Origin of the sequence: Lysobacter enzymogenes (assembly GCF_900106525.1) — a bacterium.
Lineage (GTDB): Bacteria > Pseudomonadota > Gammaproteobacteria > Xanthomonadales > Xanthomonadaceae > Lysobacter > Lysobacter enzymogenes.
Genome location: NZ_FNOG01000013.1, coordinates 29,932 through 46,691, shown reverse-complemented (window position 1 = coordinate 46,691; position 16,760 = coordinate 29,932). Strand labels below are relative to the sequence as shown.

Below are 16,760 nucleotides of genomic sequence, written 5' to 3'. Positions count from 1 at the left end.
AGTTGCGTTGTCGCGGTCGCGACTCGCGTCGCTCCTACAACGGCCCCAGGCCGTAGCGCTCCCGCAACTGCCGCATCGCTTCAGCGCAGTCCAGCCGGGCATCGACTGCGCTGCGCTCAGATGCTCGGCGCAGAACCATTCCAGGCCATGAGGATGCCCGGCCACGCCGTAAGGCAGCGGTTGGAAATCGGCGAAGGCGACGAGGTCGCCTTCGGGCCCGCCTTCGCCGAGCATGTTGCGGCCGCACAGATGGCAGATGGGCGGTTTCATGATCGAGGCGCCGTTGAAGTCGTAGACGCAGTGTCGGCCCGCCCACGATGCCTCGCAAGCGCAGAAAAACAAACGCCCCGCACAGGCGGGGCGTTCGTTGTCGCTGGGATGTCGCGATAAAGCGGGCACCAATGCCCGCCCCAATCGCTGCGAGCCGGCTTACGCCGCCTGCACGATCCGCAGCGGATTGGCGAATTCCTTCAGCAGCTCCGCCTCGCGCGCCTTGGCCTTGTGCAGGTGCTCTTCCTTGACGTGGCCGTAGCCGCGGATGTGCTCGGGAATGCCGGCGATTTCCGCGGCAAGGTCGACGTTGCCGCCGTCGAGCTTGGCGAGCAGGCCGCCGATGGTCTGCTCGTACTCGCCGATCAGGCGCCGCTCCATCTTGCGCTCTTCGGTGTAGCCGAAGATGTCGAAGGTGCCGCCGCGCAGCTTGCGCAGCTTCGCCATCCACTTGAACGCGGTGAACACCCAGGGGCCGAATTCCTGCTTGATCAGCCGGCCCTGCGCGTCCTTCTTGGCCAGCAGCGGCGGGGCGAGGTGGAACTTGAGCTTGTAGTCGCCGTCGAACTGCTGCTGCAGGCGGCGCTGGAACTCGCCGCTGGTGTACAGGCGCGCGACTTCGTACTCGTCCTTGTAGGCCATGAGCTTGAAGAAGTAGCGCGCCACCGCTTCGGCCAGGTCGGTCGAGCCCGGCGCCTTCTTCTGTTCGGCCTCGCGCACCTTGGCGACGAAGTCGGAATAGCGCTTGGCGTAGGCGGCGTCCTGGTAGTCGGTGAGGAAGGCGACGCGGCGCGCGATCAGTTCGTCGAGCGAGCGCGACAGGCGCAGGTCGTCGAGCGGCAGGAAGGCGACGTTGTCGCCGTCGCTGGCGCCGCCGGCGGGCAGATGGCGCAGCTCGTCCTCGTTGCGGGTCGCGCGCGGCGCGGAGGTCGCGCCCCACTCGTTGCCTTCCCACTCGCCGGGCTTGAGGTGCGGCAGGTCGCGCGGCGTCGCTTCGGCCGCGGTCGGCACCTTGCGGGTGACGCCGGCGGCGTCGGCCACCGCGCGCGGGTCGATCGCGGCCAGGCGGCCCCAGGCGAACGCGGTCTTGTTCATCTCGATCGCCGCGCCGTTGAGCTCGATCGCGCGCATCAGCGCATCGAAGCTGATCGGCACCAGCGCGCGCTGCCAGGCGTAGCCGAGGATGAACAGATTGGCGGCGATGGCGTCGCCGAGCAGCGCGGTGGCGAGCTCGGTCGCATCGACCAGATGCGGGGCCTGATCGCCGAGCGCGAGTTTGATCGCCGCGACGATGTCGGTGGCCGGGAACTGCATGTCCGGACGGGTGGTGAAGGTGCCCGGCATCGCTTCGTAGCTGTTGAGCACCACCTGGCTGCGGCCGGCGCGGATCTTCGACAGCGCCCAGTAGTCGTTGACCACGACCATGTCGCAGCCCAGCACCAGGTCGGCCTCGCCGGCGGCGATGCGCACGGCGTGGATGTCCTCGGGGGTCTTGGCGATGCGGATGTGGGTGGTCACCGCGCCGCCCTTCTGCGCCAGGCCGGTCTGGTCGAGCACGGTCGCGCCCTTGCCTTCCAGATGGCCGGCCATGCCGAGCAGCGCGCCGATGGTGACCACGCCGGTGCCGCCGACACCGGTGATGAGGATGTTCCAGGGCTGGTCGAGCGCCGGCAGCTGCGGCATCGGCAGGTCGGCGAGGCGATCCTTGGCCGAGGAGCCCTTCTTCTTCTTCAGCCCGCCGCCTTCGACGGTGACGAAGCTCGGGCAGAAGCCGTTGACGCAGGAATAGTCTTTATTGCAGTTCGACTGGTCGATCTCGCGCTTGCGCCCGAACTCGGTTTCCTTCGGCAGCACCGACACGCAGAACGACTTCTTGCCGCAATCGCCGCAGCCTTCGCACACCAGCGAGTTGACCATGACGCGCTTTTGCGGGTCGACCATCTTGCCGCGCTTGCGTCGGCGGCGCTTTTCGGTCGCGCAGGTCTGATCGAAGATCAGCACGCTGACGCCCTTGGTTTCGCGCAGGCGCTTTTGCACCGCGTCGAGCTCCTTGCGGTCGTAGAACTCGACGTCGCTGGGGAACAGTTCGCGCTTGTTCCACTTGGCGATGTCGTCCGACAGCAGGACGATGGTGTGCACGCCTTCCGAACGCACCTGATGGGCGATCTGCGGAACCGACAGGGTGCCGTCCACCGGCTGGCCGCCGGTCATCGCCACCGCGTCGTTGTAGAGGATCTTGTAGGTGATGTTGACGCCGGCGGCGACCGACTGGCGGATCGCCAGCGAGCCGCTGTGGAAATAGGTGCCGTCGCCGAGGTTCTGGAACACGTGCTCGGTTTCGGTGAACGCCGACTGCCCGCACCAGGTCACGCCTTCGCCGCCCATCTGGGTGAAGGTGTTGGTGTCGCGGTCCATCCAGGTGACCATGTAGTGGCAACCGATGCCGCCGAGCGCGCGCGAGCCTTCCGGCACCACGGTCGAGGTGTTGTGCGGGCAGCCCGAGCAGTAGTGCGGCACGCGCGGGAACGCGGCGCGCGGCAGCGCCAGCTCGCTTTCCTTCTCTTCCATCCAGCGCAGCACGTTTTCCATCTGCTCGGAATTGTGGAAGCGCTGGATGCGGCGCGCGATCACGCCGGCGATGCGCGCCGGGGTCAGCTCGCCGGTGGACGGCAGGATCCACTCGCCGCTCTCGTCGTACTTGCCGACGATCGACGGGCGCCGCCCGTCGTCCCAGTTGTACATCGATTCCTTCATCTGGCTTTCGATGAAGGCGTGCTTCTCCTCGACCACCAGGATGTCGTCCAGGCCGCGCGCGAACGCGCGCAGGCCCACCGGCTCCAGCGGCCAGGTCATGCCGACCTTGTACACGCGGATGCCCAGGTCCGCGCAGGCGCGCGCGTCCAGGCCCAGGTATTCCAGCGCCTGCAATACGTCGAGGTAGCTCTTGCCGGTGGTGATGATGCCCAGGCGCGCGTTGGCCGAATCGACCACGATGCGGTCGATCCTGTTGGCCCGCGCGAACGCCTGCGCGGCCTTGACCGCGTACTGGTGCAGGCGCATTTCCTGGTCCATCGGCGGATCCGGCCAACGGATGTTGAGGCCGCCGGCCGGCATGACGAAATCGTCGGGCGTGACGATCTGCAGCGCCAGCGGATTGACGTCGACCGATGCGGACGACTCGACGGTCTCGGCGATGGTCTTGAAGCCGACCCAGCGCCCGGTGTAGCGCGACATCGCCCAGCCGATCAGGCCCATGTCGAGGATGTCCTGCACGCCGGCCGGGTTGAGGATCGGCATCATCGCGCTGGTGAACTCGCCTTCCGAGCCGTGCGGCAGGGTCGAGGAGCGGCAGGCGTGGTCGTCGGCGGCCAGCGCCAGCACGCCGCCGTGGCGGCTGGTGCCGGCGGCGTTGGCGTGCTTGAACACGTCGCCGGTGCGGTCCACGCCCGGGCCCTTGCCGTACCACATGCCGTACACGCCTTCGACCTTGGCGCCGGGGAACAGGTTGGTCTGCTGCGTGCCCCAGACCATGGTCGCGCCGAGGTCTTCGTTGAGGCCCGGAGTGAACTTCACCCCGGCCGCCTCCAGATGCTTGCGCGCGCGCCACAGCTCCAGGTCGAACCCGCCCAGCGGCGAGCCGCGGTAGCCGGAGATGAAGCCGGCGGTGTTGAGCCCCGCGGCCTGGTCGCGCAGGCGCTGCATCAGCGGCAGGCGCACCAGCGCTTGCACGCCGGACAGATAGATGCGGCCTTCCTGGCGGGTGTACTTGTGCTCGAGGGTGTAATCGGGATCGAGCACGGAGTTGGTGAGTTCCGTGTTCGCCGAGGACGGCGAGCTGAGTTCTGCGGTGCTGGTCATGGGCGGGCTCTCGCGGCGATGCCGCGGGTGGGCTGGCGGGGGCGGTGCGGCGGGCGTCCGTGCGGTCCGGTGTGGCGCGCCGGGAGCCGAGCAAAGACTCGGAATTATAGCCTGTGTGCGCAATCGGGCCGCCAGGCGCCCTGGGTGTGCGATTCGTGCGCCGCTTCGCGCCACGGCTGAATGGGTATACCGTTTGCCGCATTCAGGCAGCCGGCACGCGCGCGGCGGAGGTTCGGCCGATGGCCAAGGCGTTGTATTGCTGGCGCTGCCGCGAGGTGCTGCCGATGCTCGACGAAGACGAATGGGCGCAGATGGCGCCGGCCCTGGACGAGGCGGTGGTGCGGATCAAGCGCTACCGCCAGGAGCACCAGGTCGGCTTGCACGCCGCGCTGCCGGCGGCGGGCAAGGACGCGTTCGATCTGTACGAGCGCCTGACCGGCCGCCGCGAAACCAGCCTCGATGCGATCCGCCATCACCGCCTCGCGCTGTACGGCCCGCCGTGCGCGCACTGTGGCAAACCGTTGCGCACGCCGCGGGCGAAGCTGTGCGCGGCCTGCGGGCAGGCGCACGTGCCGCCGCAATGAACGCGCCGCGGCGAATGTCGCGGCCGCGAATTCAGTCGAAGATGCGGCGTACTCGCACGCAAGATGAATACCGATGCCGCGCGGTGCTGCGCACGCGGCGCCGATGCCGTTACATTCGATGGGCCGGCGATCGCCGACATTCCCCATCCGAGATTCGCGCATGCATCGTCTTCCCCTCGTCATGGCGCTCGCGCTGTTGTCGTCGACGCCGGCCTTCGCCCAGGCGCCCGCTCAGCCGGCGGCGAAGCCGGCCGCCGTTGCCGCCGCCAAGAACCCGCCGCCGGCGCTGATTCCGCCCAAGCACGACCCGTCCCGACGCGCGCCGCCCGGCGCCGGGCAGCCGCAGGACGCGCTGTATCGCCAGAGCCCGGCCAGCGTGCGCCTGGCCGAGCCGGGCGAATCGGGCTTCGACCTGCAATCGCCGCAGCCGCTGGTGCGCTGGAGCGAATCCGATCCGCCCGAGCGCGACGCGCAGGGCAACGTGCGCAAGTCCATCAGCGATCGCTGCGCGCATTCGATCAAACGCATGCGCGAAGCCGGCGCCGGCGAAAGCGCCCAGCGCGAAGCCCGCGCGCGTCGCGACTGCCGCGGCGGCTGAGCCCGGCGCGGCTTCAGCGGCTTTGCCGCAGCGCCGCCGGCGCGCCCAACTGCAACTGGGTCCCGGCCGCGCGCGCTTCGCGATAGAGGTTGTCGCCGAACACGTCCGAGCCTTGCAGGAAGTACCGGCCCGGCACCGCGTTGGGATTGTCGATGCGATAGCCGATCCGCGCGGCCAGGGCCAGGAACAACTGGTGGTGCGCGAGCCACTCGCCGTTGCCGGCCAGCGGCGCCTGCCCGGGCCCGCGCGTGCGCACCAGCATCGGCACCTGCGCGACTTGCGGGGTCAGCACGTTGTGGCCCCACACGCCGTCTTCGCCGAGCATCTGGCCGTGGTCGGAGGTGACCACGAACAGGCCTTGCTCGCCCATCTGCTCGAAACGCGCGTACAGCCGCGCGGCCAGGTCGTCCTGATAGGCGATGGCGTTGTCGTAGGCGTTGCGCCGGGCCGCGTCGCGGTCGTGCGCGCCGGCGGCGACGCTGTCGGGCCAGCGCACATAGCGTGGGGGCTGGCGCCGGTACGCGTCTTCGAACGGCAGGTGCGCGGTGCGCAGCAGCAACACCATCAGCCGGCGCTCGCCGCGCGCGGGCGCGGCCGCGTAGAGCTGGTCGAAGATCGCCTCGTCGCCGTGGGCGTGCACCTGCGCCGTCGCGTCTTCGCGCGAACGCGCGATGTCGATGCTGGCGGCGTCGAACTGTTGCAGCAGATCGTCGCGGTATTGAGTGGACAGCCAGTAGGTGCGATAGCCCGCGCGCTTGGCCAATCGGAACAGATTGCTGTCGTGCGAACGTAGCTGCTGCAGATTGCCGGGTTCGCGCACGCCGTTGAGCAGCAGGGTCAGCGAGGCGCGGGTGGAGACCGCGCCGGCGATGCCGCGGTGCCAGCGCGCCTGATCCTGGCGCACCCAGCGCGAAAAATTCGGCGTGGTGTCGCGCGCGTGGCCGGCCAGCCGCCAGCGGTCGAGGCGGGTGGAATCGAAGATCACCAGCCAGATCGCCTGCGGCGGTGCGGCCGCGGGCGCCGCTTCGACGCGATAAGGCCGATACGCCGGCGCGCCGCGGTCGATGCGCACGCCGCCGAGGTTGACCGCGCCGTAGCTGAAAGCGCGCAGCGCGTTGGACAGCGAACTGTGCCCGGCCTGCGGCAGGAACCGCACCATGCTCTGGCGCGAGGCCTTGTACGGCTGCGAGGCCAGCAGCGCGGCGACCGCCAGCAGCGCCCAGCGCGCGCGCGGCAGCGGCAGCCGGCGCAGGCCGAGGTTGTACAGCGCGAACAGCAGCGCGTAAGGAATGCCGCCGGCGAGCAGGGTCGGCCAGTGCGCGGCGAATTCGGCGCGGCCGGCGCCGAGGATGTCGCGCAGCTCGCGCGGGATCATCGCCACGTCCAGCGGCGTCAGCGGCCGGCCGATCGCGGCGATGTGCGAGAGCTGGCACAGCTGGATCAAGGCGAACAGGCCGAGCACCGCGTTGGCGGCCCAGCGGCTGCCGCCGAGCCACAGGCCGGCGTTGAGCATGGCCAGCGCGGCGATCCACTCCGGGCGCAGGCGCGCGTCGTTGCCGGCGCCGCCGAGCCATTGCTGCAGGCAGTCGTCGAGCAACAGCAAGACGGTGGCGGCGGCAGTGACCAGCAGCAGGGTGGCGAACCGGCGCCGGCGCGTTGGCGCGGGTCGGCTTGGGGCGCGGGCGAAGCGGAACGATGCATCGGGACGGGAAGAGGCCATTCGGACGGCGGCGCGCAGGGCAGACGCGCCGCACGCTAGGCAGTCCCGAATCCGTCCGCGTTAGCAAAACCGTAAGCGCGGGCGGGGCTCTATAGCGAATGCAGTCCGTTCGCACGGCCAAGGCGCAACGGCGATGCCGCAGCTAAACCGGCATTCACACGCACCTGCGAAAACCCGCGGAGAAAAGCGCGATTCGCGTTTTAGAGGTTCGTTCCTGACCGCATTCGTGTGCCGGTTTGTAACCGGCCGCAGCGCGTATGTGAAATCTGCATGCGGCGAGCGGATCGCGTGCGCATGCGCGGTTCGTCTGCGCGAGAACTGCGCGGAACCAAACGCAGGGCAGGGCGCCGCCGTTGCGGTGCGGCGGCGGGCGGGTTCCGATAAACAAGGGCCGCGGCGCAGGCCGCCGCGACCGGACTCAGCGCGCGCCGCCGATCCAGCTGTCGCGCACGAACAGGGCCTCGTCCAGCGCGACCAGATCGGCGCGGTAGCCCGGCAGGATCTTGCCGAACTCGCCGTCCAGGCCGAGGAACTGCGCCGGGTAGGTCGAAGCCATGCGGCAGGCTTCGTCCAACGGCAGGCCCAGGCGCTGCACGGTGTTGCGCACCGCGCCGGCCATGTCGAGCGCGGAGCCGGCCAGGGTGCCGCTGGCGGTGGTGCACTTGCCGTCGCGGCAGGTCATGGTCTCGCCGTACAGCACGAAGTCTTCGCTTGCGCCGCCGACCGGCGGCATCGCATCGGTGACCAGTATGATCTTGCCGCGCGGCTTGGCCGCGATGGCGATGCGCAGCGAGGCGTCGTGCACGTGTTCGCCATCGACGATCACCCCGCACCAGGCGTTGGGATCGTCGATGCAGGCGCCGACGCCGCCGGGTTCGCGGCTGCCGAGCGGGGTCATCGCATTGAACAGGTGGGTGACCCCGCGCACGCCGTTGGCGAAGGCCGCGCGCAGGCGCTCGTAGTCGGCGGCGGTGTGGCCGGCACTGAGCAGCACGCCGCGCGCGGCCAGCGCGCGCAAGGTGGCGTCGTCGAAGCGCTCCGGCGCCAGCGTCAGCAGGGTCTTGCCGTTGTCGAGCGAGGCGATGCGGTCGAGCTCGTCCTCGCCCGGGGTGTGGAACTTGTCCGGGTCGTGCACGCCCTTGCGCGCCGGCGCCAGGTACGGGCCTTCCAGGTGGATGCCGAGAATGCCGGGCACGCCCTGGGCGATGGCTTCGCGCACCGCGGCGATCGCGCGCAGCATCACCTCGACGTCGTCGCTGATCAGCGTCGGCATCATCCCGGTGGTGCCGAACCGGCGATGCGCCTGGGCGATCGTGCGCAGGCCTTCGACCGTGGGCGCGTCGTTGAACAATACGTCGCCGCCGCCGTTGACCTGGGTGTCGATGAAGCCCGGCGCGAGGTAGCGGCCTTGCAGATCGACCACCTGCGCGCCGCCGGGCGGCGGGCCCGGCAGCACCGCGACGATGTAGCCGTCCTCGACGATCACGCTGAGGTCGGGTTCGAAACCGCGCTCGCTGAGCACGCGGCCGTTGGCGAAAGCCGTGGCGGTCATCGGCTCAGACCGTCTCGGTGACTTTGTTGAGATGCGGCGGCACGTCCGGGTTCAGCCCGCGCGCCACCGACAGCGCATTGGCCGCCTTGTAGAAGCTGGCCACGGTCAGCAGCGGGGTCATCGCCGGATGCAGCGAGCGCGCCAGCGGCAGCGCATCGCCGCCGTGGATGCCCGGCGCGGCCAGCCACACCGGCGCGCCGCGCTGGCGGAACTCGCGCGCCACCGCCACGGTGCCGTCGCCGGTGCCGTCGTCCTGGGCGAAGGCCAGCACCGGGAAGCCCGGGCCGACGATCGCCATCGGGCCGTGCTTCACTTCCGCGCTGCTGAAGGCTTCGGCGTGCAGGGCGCAGGTTTCCTTGAACTTCAGCGCCGCCTCCTGGGCCGCGCCGAGGCCGAGGCCGCGGCCGATCACGAACAGGTTGTGCGCATCGCGCAGGCCTTCGACCAGCGGCGACCAATCCTGCGCGAACGCTTCGCGCAGCGCGTCGGGCAGGGCGTGCACGGCGTCGAACAGGCGCGCGTCGCTGCTCCAGCGCGCGGTCAGCTGCAGCATCGCCGCCAGCGAACACAGGTAGCTCTTGGTCGCGGCCACGCTCTTCTCGGGGCCGGCGTGCAGCGGCAGCACGGTGTCGGCGATCTGCGCCAGCGGCGAATCGGCCACGTTGACCAGGGCCAGCACGTGCGCGCCGGCGCTCTTGGCGATTTCGGCGTTCCGCACCAGATCGGGGCTCTTGCCGGACTGCGACACCGCCACGAACAGCGATTCCTCGAGCCGCGGCTTGACCGCGTAGACCGAGCCCACCGACGGCGAGGCCGAGGCGGTGACCAACCCCAACTGCGTCTCGAACAAGTATTTGCCGTAGGTCGCGGCGTGATCCGAGCTGCCGCGCGCGCAGGTGACGATGAAGCGCGGCGGCCGCGCGCGCAGGCGGTCGGCCAATTCGTCGACGATGTCGGCGTTGGCTTTGAACTGGCGCGCGACGGCGTCGCCGGCTTCCTGCGCTTCGGCGTACATGCGGGTGCTGCTGGGGTCGAGCAGGGTGTCGGCGCTCACGGGGTGGGTTCGCTCTGGAGTTCGGCGACGAAGTCGTAAGCGTCGCCGCGGTAGAAGGATCGGGTGAACTCGACGACGCGACCGTCGTCGAGGAAGGTGCGGCGTTCGATGAACAATCCGGGCGCGCCTTCGGGCAGGTTCATCAGCCGTGCCTGCTCGGCGTCGAAGGCGATCGCGCGCAGCCGTTGCAGCGCGCGGGTGGGGCGGATGCCGAGCTTGGCGAAGGCTTCGTACAGCGAGTTTTCGACCAGGTCCGGATCGCCGATGACGCTGGCCGGTACCACGGTGCGCTCCAGCGCCAGGGCCACGCCGTCGGCGGTGCGCAGGCGGTAGTAGCGGATCACCGCCGCGCCGGGCGACAGGTTCAGCGCCATCGCTTCTTCCGGGGTGACCTCGCCCAGGCCGCGTTCGAGGAAGGTCGAGCGCGGGTCGAGCCCGCGCGCGCGCAGGTCGTCGGTGAAGCTGGTCAGGCGCGAGAACGATTTGACGATGCGCTCGGCGACGAAGGTGCCGGCGCCCTGGCGCTGCACCAGCAGGCCGTCGCCGACCAGGCCGGCGATGGCCTTGCGCACGGTGACCCGCGACAGGTCCAGCAGCTTGCCGAGCTCGCGTTCGCCCGGCAGCGCCTGGCCGGCGGTCAGTTCGCCGTTCTCGATCGCGTGCTGCAGGGTTCGGCGCAGGTGTTGATAAGCCGGCGCGCGGCGCGCGTCGGACTGGCGGCGGAATTCGCTTTGCAGATAGTCCTGCATCGGGAAAAGATACCAGTGGCAGACCATTGGCGGCAACAAACGCGTGCTAAACCTGTTTAAACCATTGATTCATGGTTGTTTTGCACAGGTGGTATCTTACTGGTATCTTTTCTGGTATGGTTTCACCGAGACCAGTCGAGACCCCGCCGGACCCGTCCATGAGCGTCTATTCCGTGCCTACTCCCTCGCATCCGCCGCACCTGGCGCCGCTGGCGCCGTTCGATCTGGTGATCTTCGGCGGCACCGGCGACCTCGCCCTGCGCAAGCTGCTGCCGGCGCTGTTCCACCGCTACGCCGACGGCCAGATCGTGGCCGGCGCGCGCATCGTCGGCATCGCCCGCGACGAGCGCAGCGACGAGGCCTACCGCGGCAAGATCCGCGAAGCGCTGATCCAGTTCGCCGGCGAACAGGCCACCCAGACCGAGGTGCTCGACGGCTTCCTGGCGCTGCTGTCGTACCGCCGCCTGGACTTGAGCTCGGACAGCGGCTGGCCCGAATTCGCCGCCGAGTTCAGCGATGCCGAGCGGGTGCGGGTGTTCTACCTCGCGGTCGGCCCGGACCTGTTCGGCGTGGTTTCCGACCGCCTGCAGTCGCACGGGCTGGTCAATCCCAAGACCCGGGTGGTGGTGGAAAAGCCGCTGGGCAAGGACGGCACCAGCGCCGATGCGATCAACGACGCGCTGGCGCGGGTGTTCAACGAAACCCAGATCTTCCGCATCGACCATTACCTCGGCAAAGAGACGGTGCAGAACCTGACCGCGCTGCGCTTCAGCAACGCGCTGTTCGAGCCGCTGTGGAAGGCCGAGCACATCGACCACGTGCAGATCACCGTGGCCGAAACCGTCGGCGTGGAATCGCGCGCGCCGTACTACGACAAGTCCGGCGCGCTGCGCGACATGGTCCAGAACCATCTGCTGCAGCTGCTGTGCCTGGTGGCGATGGAGCCGCCGTCGTCGCTGGCCGCCGACGCGATCCGCGACGAAAAGCTCAAGGTGTTGCGCGCGCTGCGCCCGATCGAGAACGGCAACGCTGCCCAGTCCACCGTGCGCGGCCAGTACAAGGCCGGCGCGGTCGACGGCCGCGCGGTGCCGGGCTACGCGCAGGAACTGGGCGCGCAGTCGTTCACCGAAACCTTCGTCGCGCTCAAGGCCGAAGTGAAGAACTGGCGCTGGGCCGGGGTGCCGTTCTACCTGCGCACCGGCAAGCGTCTGGGCGAGCGGGTGTCGGAGATCGTGGTGACCTTCCGCCAGGTGCCGCATTCGATCTTCGAAGGCCTGACCGAACAAGACCCGTCCAGCCGCCTGCAACCGAACAAGCTGGTGCTGCGGCTGCAGCCCGATGAGGGCGTGAAGCTGTGGCTGATGAACAAGGTGCCCGGCCCCGGCGGCCTGCGCCTGCGCCACGTGCCGCTGGACATGAGCTTCGCCGCCGCGTTCGGCGGGCGCCAGGCCGACGCTTACGAGCGCCTGCTGATGGACGTGGTGCGCGGCAATCCGATGTTGTTCATGCGCCGCGACGAAGTCGACGCGGCGTGGAAGTGGATCGACCCGATCCGCGCGGCCTGGGCCGCGAGCGCCGAGGCGCCGCGCCCGTACACCGCCGGCAGTTGGGGACCCAGCGCCGCGGTGGCGCTGATCGAACGCGATGGGAGGACGTGGCATGAAGATGCAGGCTGAGCGACTGACCGTGATCGAACCCTTGCCGCTGCCCTTGCACGAAAAACTGTTCGACGACTCCGAGCAGCTGGCGTCGGCGCTGGCGCGCCAGGTCGCCGCCGATCTGCGTGCCGCGCTGGTCCGCCACGGCGAGGCCAGCATCGCGCTGTCCGGCGGCAACACGCCCAAGCGCTTCTTCCAGCAGCTGTCGCAGCAGACCCTGGATTGGGCGCGGGTGACCGTGCTGCCGATCGACGAGCGCTGGGTGCCGGCCGAGCATCCGCGTTCCAACGAACGCCTGCTGCGCGAGCACCTGTTCCAGCACAACGCCGCCGCCGCGCGCTTCCTGCCGCTGTACCGCCCGGTGGACACACCGGAGATGGCGCTGATGCCGGTGCTGACCAAGATCGCCAACGAAGGCCTGCCGCTGGACGTGGCGGTGCTGGGCATGGGCGAGGACGGCCACACCGCCTCGCTGTTCCCCGACTTGGGCCACGACAACCCGGCGCTGCGCGAGATCGGCCTGCAGCCGCGCGGCCGCGCGCCGGTGATGTCGGTGCGCACCGCGGCCATGCCCGAGCCGCGCATGACTTTGACCCTGAGCGCGATCTTCACCGCGCCGGCGCTGTATCTGCACATCGAAGGCGAGACCAAGCGCGCGCTGCTGCACGCCGCGCAGCGCGATCCGCGTTCGACCTTGCCGATCCGCGCCGCGCTGGCCGGCGCGCCGAGCGCGCCGATCCTGTATTGGAGCCCGTAACTCGTAGTTTTATTGGAACCCGCAGGCTTTGGGTTCCGCAGACAGCCAAGCCCTGACTCCCTCCCCTCCCAGTTAAGGCTTTTGCTGTCGCCCCCTCGCGCAGGGGGCGGCGTCCGCACCGCGGACGCGGGGGGATTTGCTTTTGCCGGCGCTTCTTCGGAAGGTGCAGGAAGAGCAAATCCCCCCTCTCTCCCTTTTTCGCGAAGGGACCGTATTCTCGGATTCACCGGCCAGGCGCCGATGTCGGCGCCCCGCATCGACCAAGGTTCAAGTGAAGACCCAACTGCATCCTGCCGTCGCGCAAGTCACCCAACGCATCGTCGAACGCAGCCGCGCGCGCCGCGCTGCTTATCTGGCCCGCATCGACGCGGCCTGCGGCAGCGGTCCGCACCGCAAGCGCCTGTCCTGCGGCAATCTCGCCCACGGCTTCGCCGCCTGCAGCACCGGCGACAAGCAGGCGCTGCGCAGCGGCGCGGCGCCGAACCTGGGCATCGTCACCTCGTTCAACGACATGCTCTCCGCGCATCAGCCGCTGGAGCGCTTTCCCGACCTGATCAAGGCCGCCGCGCGCGAAGCCGGCGCGACCGCGCAGGTCGCAGGCTGCGTGCCGGCGATGTGCGACGGCGTCACCCAGGGCCGCGAAGGCATGGAGCTGTCGCTGTTCTCGCGCGACGTGATCGCCATGTCCACCGCGGTGGCGCTGTCGCACGACATGTTCGATTCGGCGCTGTACCTGGGCGTGTGCGACAAGATCGTGCCCGGCCTGCTGATCGGCGCGCTGCACTTCGGCCACCTGCCGGGCATCTTTGTGCCGGCCGGGCCGATGACCTCGGGCTTGCCCAACGACGAGAAATCGCGCGTGCGCCAGCGCTACGCCACCGGCGAGGCGAGCCGCGACGAATTGCTCGAAGCCGAGGCGCGCAGCTACCACGGCCCGGGCACCTGCACCTTCTACGGCACCGCCAATTCCAACCAGATGCTGATGGAGATGATGGGCCTGCACCTGCCGGGCTCCAGCTTCGTCCATCCCAACACCCCGCTGCGCGATGCGCTGACCGCGCTGGCCGCGCGCCGCGCCGCGCAGATCACCGCGCTGGGCGAGGATTACCGGCCGATCGGCCGCATCGTCGACGAGCGCGCCATCGTCAACGGCGTGATCGGTTTGCACGTCACCGGCGGTTCGACCAACCACCTGCTGCATCTGGTGGCGATGGCCGCGGCTGCCGGCATCGAGCTGCGCCTGGAGGATTTCGACGCGCTGTCCTCGGCGGTGCCGCTGCTGGCGCGGGTGTATCCCAACGGCAGCGCCGACGTGAACCACTTCCACGCCGCCGGCGGGCTGGCGTTCCTGATCGGCGAACTGCTCGATCACGGCCTGCTGCACGGCGATGTGGAAACCGTCGCCGGCCACGGCCTGGATCGTTATCGGGTCGAAGCGCGCCTGGGCGAGGACGGCGAAGTGCAGTACGTGCCGTCGACGCCGACCAGTTGCGACACCGCGGTGCTGCGCCCGGTGGCCGAGCCGTTCCGCGCCGACGGCGGCTTGCGTGTGCTCAGCGGCAATCTCGGCAGCGCGGCGATCAAGGTCTCGGCGGTGCCGGAAGATCGCTGGGTGGTCGAGGCGCCGTGCCGGGTGTTCAGCGAGCAATACGAGGTCAAGCAGGCGTTCGAGCGCGGCGAGCTGGATCGCGATGTGATCGTGGTGGTGCGCTTCCAGGGCCCGCGCGCGAACGGCATGCCGGAGCTGCACCAACTGACGCCGACCTTGACCGTGCTGCAGAAGCGCGGCCATCGCGTGGCCTTGGTCACCGACGGCCGCATGTCCGGCGCGTCGGGCCAGGTCCCGGCGGCGATCCACGTCACCCCCGAAGCCGAGGCCGGCGGCCCGCTGGCCAGGCTGCGCGATGGCGACGTGTTGCGCGTGGACGCGGTGGCCGGGACGCTGAGCGTGATCGAGCCGGCCGACTGGGCCGCGCGCGAGATCGCGACCGCGGATCTGTCCTCTCACCATGTCGGCTTCGGCCGCGAGCTGTTCGCCGCGTTCCGCGCCGCGGCCGCGCCGGCCGACCAGGGCGCGGGCGTGTTCGGGCCGGTGCCGTTGTGATTCAAGCGGCGACGCGGGCATCGATGGTTCGCGCCGCTACGACCGTCGTTCCCGCGCAGGCGGGAACCCGGGGCTTCACCGCGACAGTCGCACCCGTCGTTCCCGCGGAAGCGGGAACCCAGGGCTTTATCGCGACATGGCTCTGAAGTCTCTGGATTCCCGCCTTCGCGGGAATGGCGGTAGGAAAGAACGCGGGTGCTTGTGATCGATTGAGTCGAAAGCGAACGTCCGCGAAAGCACCATCCGTCGTTCCCGCGAAGATGGAACTCAGGACTTCGCCGCGACAGTTGCGCCCGTCGTTCCCGCGATAGCGGGAACCCGGGGTTTCACCGCGACAGTTACACCCGTCGTTCCCGCGGAAGCGGGAGCCCAGGGCTTCATCGCGACAGGGCGCTGAAGTCTCTGGATTCCCGCCTTCGCGGGAATGACGATAGGTAAGTTCCTCGTTGGCCCATCCCGCGACTTCGGAGCGCGACATGCCCGCCCCCATCCGCACCACCTTCCTGTTCGACCTCGACGGCACCCTGGTCGACAGCGTCTATCAGCACGTGCTTGCATGGAAACAGGCGCTCGACGCCGACGGCATCCCGCTGTCGGTGTGGCGCATCCACCGCAAGATCGGCATGAGCGGCGGGTTGTTCACCAACATCCTGCTGCGCGAGACCGGTATCGACATCACTCCCGAGCGGGTCGAGCGCTTGCACAAGCTGCACGCGCAGGCCTACGCCGCGCAGGCCACGCAGATCCGGCCGCTGCCGGGCGCGGTCGAACTGCTCGCCTACCTCACCGACAACGATATCCCCTGGGCCATCGCCACCAGCGGCCGCATGGAAACCGCGCGTCACAACCTGGTCGCGCTCGGCGTGGATCCCGAGCGCAATGTGGTGATCACCCGCGACATGGTCCGCTACGCCAAGCCCGATCCCGACCTGTTCCTCGCCGCCGCCGACAAGCTCGGCGCCGACATCGAGCATTCGGTCGTGGTCGGCGACAGCATCTGGGACTTGCTCGCCGCGCGCCGCGCCCGCGCGCTCGGCGTCGGCTTGTTGTCCGGCGGCTACGGCCAGGACGAACTCGAACGTGCCGGCGGCTTCCGCGTCTACGAAGATCCGGCCGACCTGCTCAAGCACATCGACGAAGTCGCCGCGCGCGCCTGAGTCGCCACCGATTAGGAACGAACGAATGACTGCGATCGCAGAATTGCAAAAGCGCGTCGGCGCGGTGCTGGCGCTGGCGCCGGTGGTGCCGGTGCTGGTGATCGACGACCTCGCCCACGCCGTGCCGTTGGCGCGCGCGCTGGTCGCCGGCGGCCTGCCGGCGATCGAAGTGACCTTGCGCACGCCGGTCGCGCTGGAGGCGGTGCGCGCGATCGCCGCCGAAGTCGAAGGCGCCGCGGTCGGCGTCGGCAGCGTGCGCCGGCCGCAGGATTTCGCCGATGCCTTGAAGGCCGGCGCGACCTTCGCGGTCTCGCCGGGCAGTTCGCCGGGCTTGATCGCCGCCGCGCGCGACATCGACCTGCCGTGGCTGCCGGGCGCGGCCACCGCGTCGGAAGCGATGGCGCTGCTGGAGCAGGGCTACACCCAGCTCAAGTTCTTCCCGGCCGAATCCATCGGCGGCGCGGTCGCGCTGAAATCGCTGGGCGGCCCGCTGCCGGAACTGCGTTTTTGCGCCACCGGCGGCATCGGCGCGAACAACGCGCACGAGTATCTGGCGTTGGCCAAAGTGCCTTGCGTCGGCGGCTCGTGGGTCGCGCCGGCGGCGGCGGTGAAGGCCGGCGATTGGGCCAAGATCGAAGCGCTGGCGCGCGAAGCTGCGGCGCTTAAGTGAGCCGGTCTCCCTCTCCCGCTTGCGGGAGA

13 protein-coding genes are annotated in these 16,760 nt (G+C 69.6%); 7 read left to right on the top strand and 6 right to left on the bottom strand.

Features of this window, described 5'->3' with window-relative positions; translation table 11 throughout:
- A partial coding sequence (locus BLU84_RS27380; RefSeq protein ID WP_211664599.1) for a hypothetical protein occupies nucleotides 1-270 on the bottom strand: 270 nt, incomplete at its 3' end.
- Between the two features lie 159 nt (nucleotides 271-429).
- The gene (locus BLU84_RS23910; protein WP_074873168.1) at nucleotides 430-4,128 is read right to left on the bottom strand and encodes an indolepyruvate ferredoxin oxidoreductase family protein; all 3,699 of its coding nucleotides are present in this window, start codon (nucleotides 4,126-4,128) and stop codon (nucleotides 430-432) included.
- A gap of 239 nt (nucleotides 4,129-4,367) precedes the next feature.
- Here BLU84_RS23910 and BLU84_RS23905 point away from each other — a divergent pair, with 239 nt between their 5' ends.
- Nucleotides 4,368-4,712, top strand: coding sequence for a hypothetical protein (locus tag BLU84_RS23905; protein ID WP_083383071.1), 345 nt, complete (start codon nucleotides 4,368-4,370; stop codon nucleotides 4,710-4,712).
- Nucleotides 4,713-4,872: 160 nt separating this feature from the next.
- The gene (locus BLU84_RS23900) at nucleotides 4,873-5,310 is read left to right on the top strand and encodes a hypothetical protein (protein ID WP_139175221.1); all 438 of its coding nucleotides are present in this window, start codon (nucleotides 4,873-4,875) and stop codon (nucleotides 5,308-5,310) included.
- A 13-nt stretch (nucleotides 5,311-5,323) separates the two neighbouring features.
- On the opposite strand, the gene BLU84_RS23895 is transcribed toward BLU84_RS23900, so the two are convergent.
- The 4 genes from BLU84_RS23895 to BLU84_RS23880 all read right to left on the bottom strand — a co-directional run bounded on the left by BLU84_RS23895 (nucleotide 5,324) and on the right by BLU84_RS23880 (nucleotide 10,385).
- A complete protein-coding gene (locus tag BLU84_RS23895) occupies nucleotides 5,324-7,030 on the bottom strand; it encodes a sulfatase-like hydrolase/transferase (protein WP_083383070.1) in 1,707 nt (568 codons plus the stop codon).
- Between the two features lie 418 nt (nucleotides 7,031-7,448).
- Nucleotides 7,449-8,582: an N-acetylglucosamine-6-phosphate deacetylase gene (gene nagA, locus BLU84_RS23890; protein WP_074873159.1), complete on the bottom strand. Its 1,134-nt coding sequence runs from the start codon at nucleotides 8,580-8,582 to the stop codon at nucleotides 7,449-7,451.
- Nucleotides 8,583-8,586: 4 nt separating this feature from the next.
- Nucleotides 8,587-9,597 (bottom strand): SIS domain-containing protein, encoded by a 1,011-nt coding sequence (locus BLU84_RS23885; protein WP_074873279.1) that lies wholly within the window; start codon nucleotides 9,595-9,597, stop codon nucleotides 8,587-8,589.
- Between the two features lie 35 nt (nucleotides 9,598-9,632).
- Nucleotides 9,633-10,385 (bottom strand): GntR family transcriptional regulator, encoded by a 753-nt coding sequence (locus BLU84_RS23880; protein ID WP_074873156.1) that lies wholly within the window; start codon nucleotides 10,383-10,385, stop codon nucleotides 9,633-9,635.
- A gap of 158 nt (nucleotides 10,386-10,543) precedes the next feature.
- On the opposite strand from BLU84_RS23880, the gene zwf reads away from it, so the two are divergent.
- From zwf to eda, 5 genes are all read left to right on the top strand, one after another.
- Complete coding sequence (gene zwf, locus BLU84_RS23875) at nucleotides 10,544-12,061, top strand: glucose-6-phosphate dehydrogenase (protein WP_074873153.1); 1,518 nt, start codon at nucleotides 10,544-10,546, stop codon at nucleotides 12,059-12,061.
- Nucleotides 12,045-12,800, top strand: coding sequence for a 6-phosphogluconolactonase (gene pgl / locus BLU84_RS23870; protein ID WP_233431218.1), 756 nt, complete (start codon nucleotides 12,045-12,047; stop codon nucleotides 12,798-12,800). Before zwf ends, pgl begins: the two co-directional genes overlap by 17 nt.
- A 271-nt stretch (nucleotides 12,801-13,071) precedes the next feature.
- Nucleotides 13,072-14,904, top strand: a complete 1,833-nt coding sequence (edd, locus tag BLU84_RS23865) for a phosphogluconate dehydratase (RefSeq protein WP_074873150.1) — start codon at nucleotides 13,072-13,074, stop codon at nucleotides 14,902-14,904.
- 476 nt (nucleotides 14,905-15,380) lie between these two features.
- Nucleotides 15,381-16,061: an HAD family hydrolase gene (locus BLU84_RS23860; protein WP_074873275.1), complete on the top strand. Its 681-nt coding sequence runs from the start codon at nucleotides 15,381-15,383 to the stop codon at nucleotides 16,059-16,061.
- A gap of 25 nt (nucleotides 16,062-16,086) precedes the next feature.
- Nucleotides 16,087-16,731 (top strand): bifunctional 4-hydroxy-2-oxoglutarate aldolase/2-dehydro-3-deoxy-phosphogluconate aldolase, encoded by a 645-nt coding sequence (eda, locus tag BLU84_RS23855; RefSeq protein ID WP_074873147.1) that lies wholly within the window; start codon nucleotides 16,087-16,089, stop codon nucleotides 16,729-16,731.
- Nucleotides 16,732-16,760: the final 29 nt, after the last annotated feature.

Bases quoted from the DNA above. Each gene is read 5' to 3' on its own strand.
- BLU84_RS23910 (WP_074873168.1), bottom strand. From the start codon at position 4,128: ATGACCAGCACCGCAGAACTCAGCTCGCCGTCCTCGGCGAACACGGAA.
- BLU84_RS23905 (WP_083383071.1), top strand. From the start codon at position 4,368: ATGGCCAAGGCGTTGTATTGCTGGCGCTGCCGCGAGGTGCTGCCGATG.
- BLU84_RS23900 (WP_139175221.1), top strand. From the start codon at position 4,873: ATGCATCGTCTTCCCCTCGTCATGGCGCTCGCGCTGTTGTCGTCGACG.
- BLU84_RS23895 (WP_083383070.1), bottom strand. From the start codon at position 7,030: ATGGCCTCTTCCCGTCCCGATGCATCGTTCCGCTTCGCCCGCGCCCCA.
- nagA (WP_074873159.1), bottom strand. From the start codon at position 8,582: ATGACCGCCACGGCTTTCGCCAACGGCCGCGTGCTCAGCGAGCGCGGT.
- BLU84_RS23885 (WP_074873279.1), bottom strand. From the start codon at position 9,597: ATGTACGCCGAAGCGCAGGAAGCCGGCGACGCCGTCGCGCGCCAGTTC.
- BLU84_RS23880 (WP_074873156.1), bottom strand. From the start codon at position 10,385: ATGCAGGACTATCTGCAAAGCGAATTCCGCCGCCAGTCCGACGCGCGC.
- zwf (WP_074873153.1), top strand. From the start codon at position 10,544: ATGAGCGTCTATTCCGTGCCTACTCCCTCGCATCCGCCGCACCTGGCG.
- pgl (WP_233431218.1), top strand. From the start codon at position 12,045: ATGAAGATGCAGGCTGAGCGACTGACCGTGATCGAACCCTTGCCGCTG.
- BLU84_RS23860 (WP_074873275.1), top strand. From the start codon at position 15,381: ATGCCCGCCCCCATCCGCACCACCTTCCTGTTCGACCTCGACGGCACC.
- eda (WP_074873147.1), top strand. From the start codon at position 16,087: ATGACTGCGATCGCAGAATTGCAAAAGCGCGTCGGCGCGGTGCTGGCG.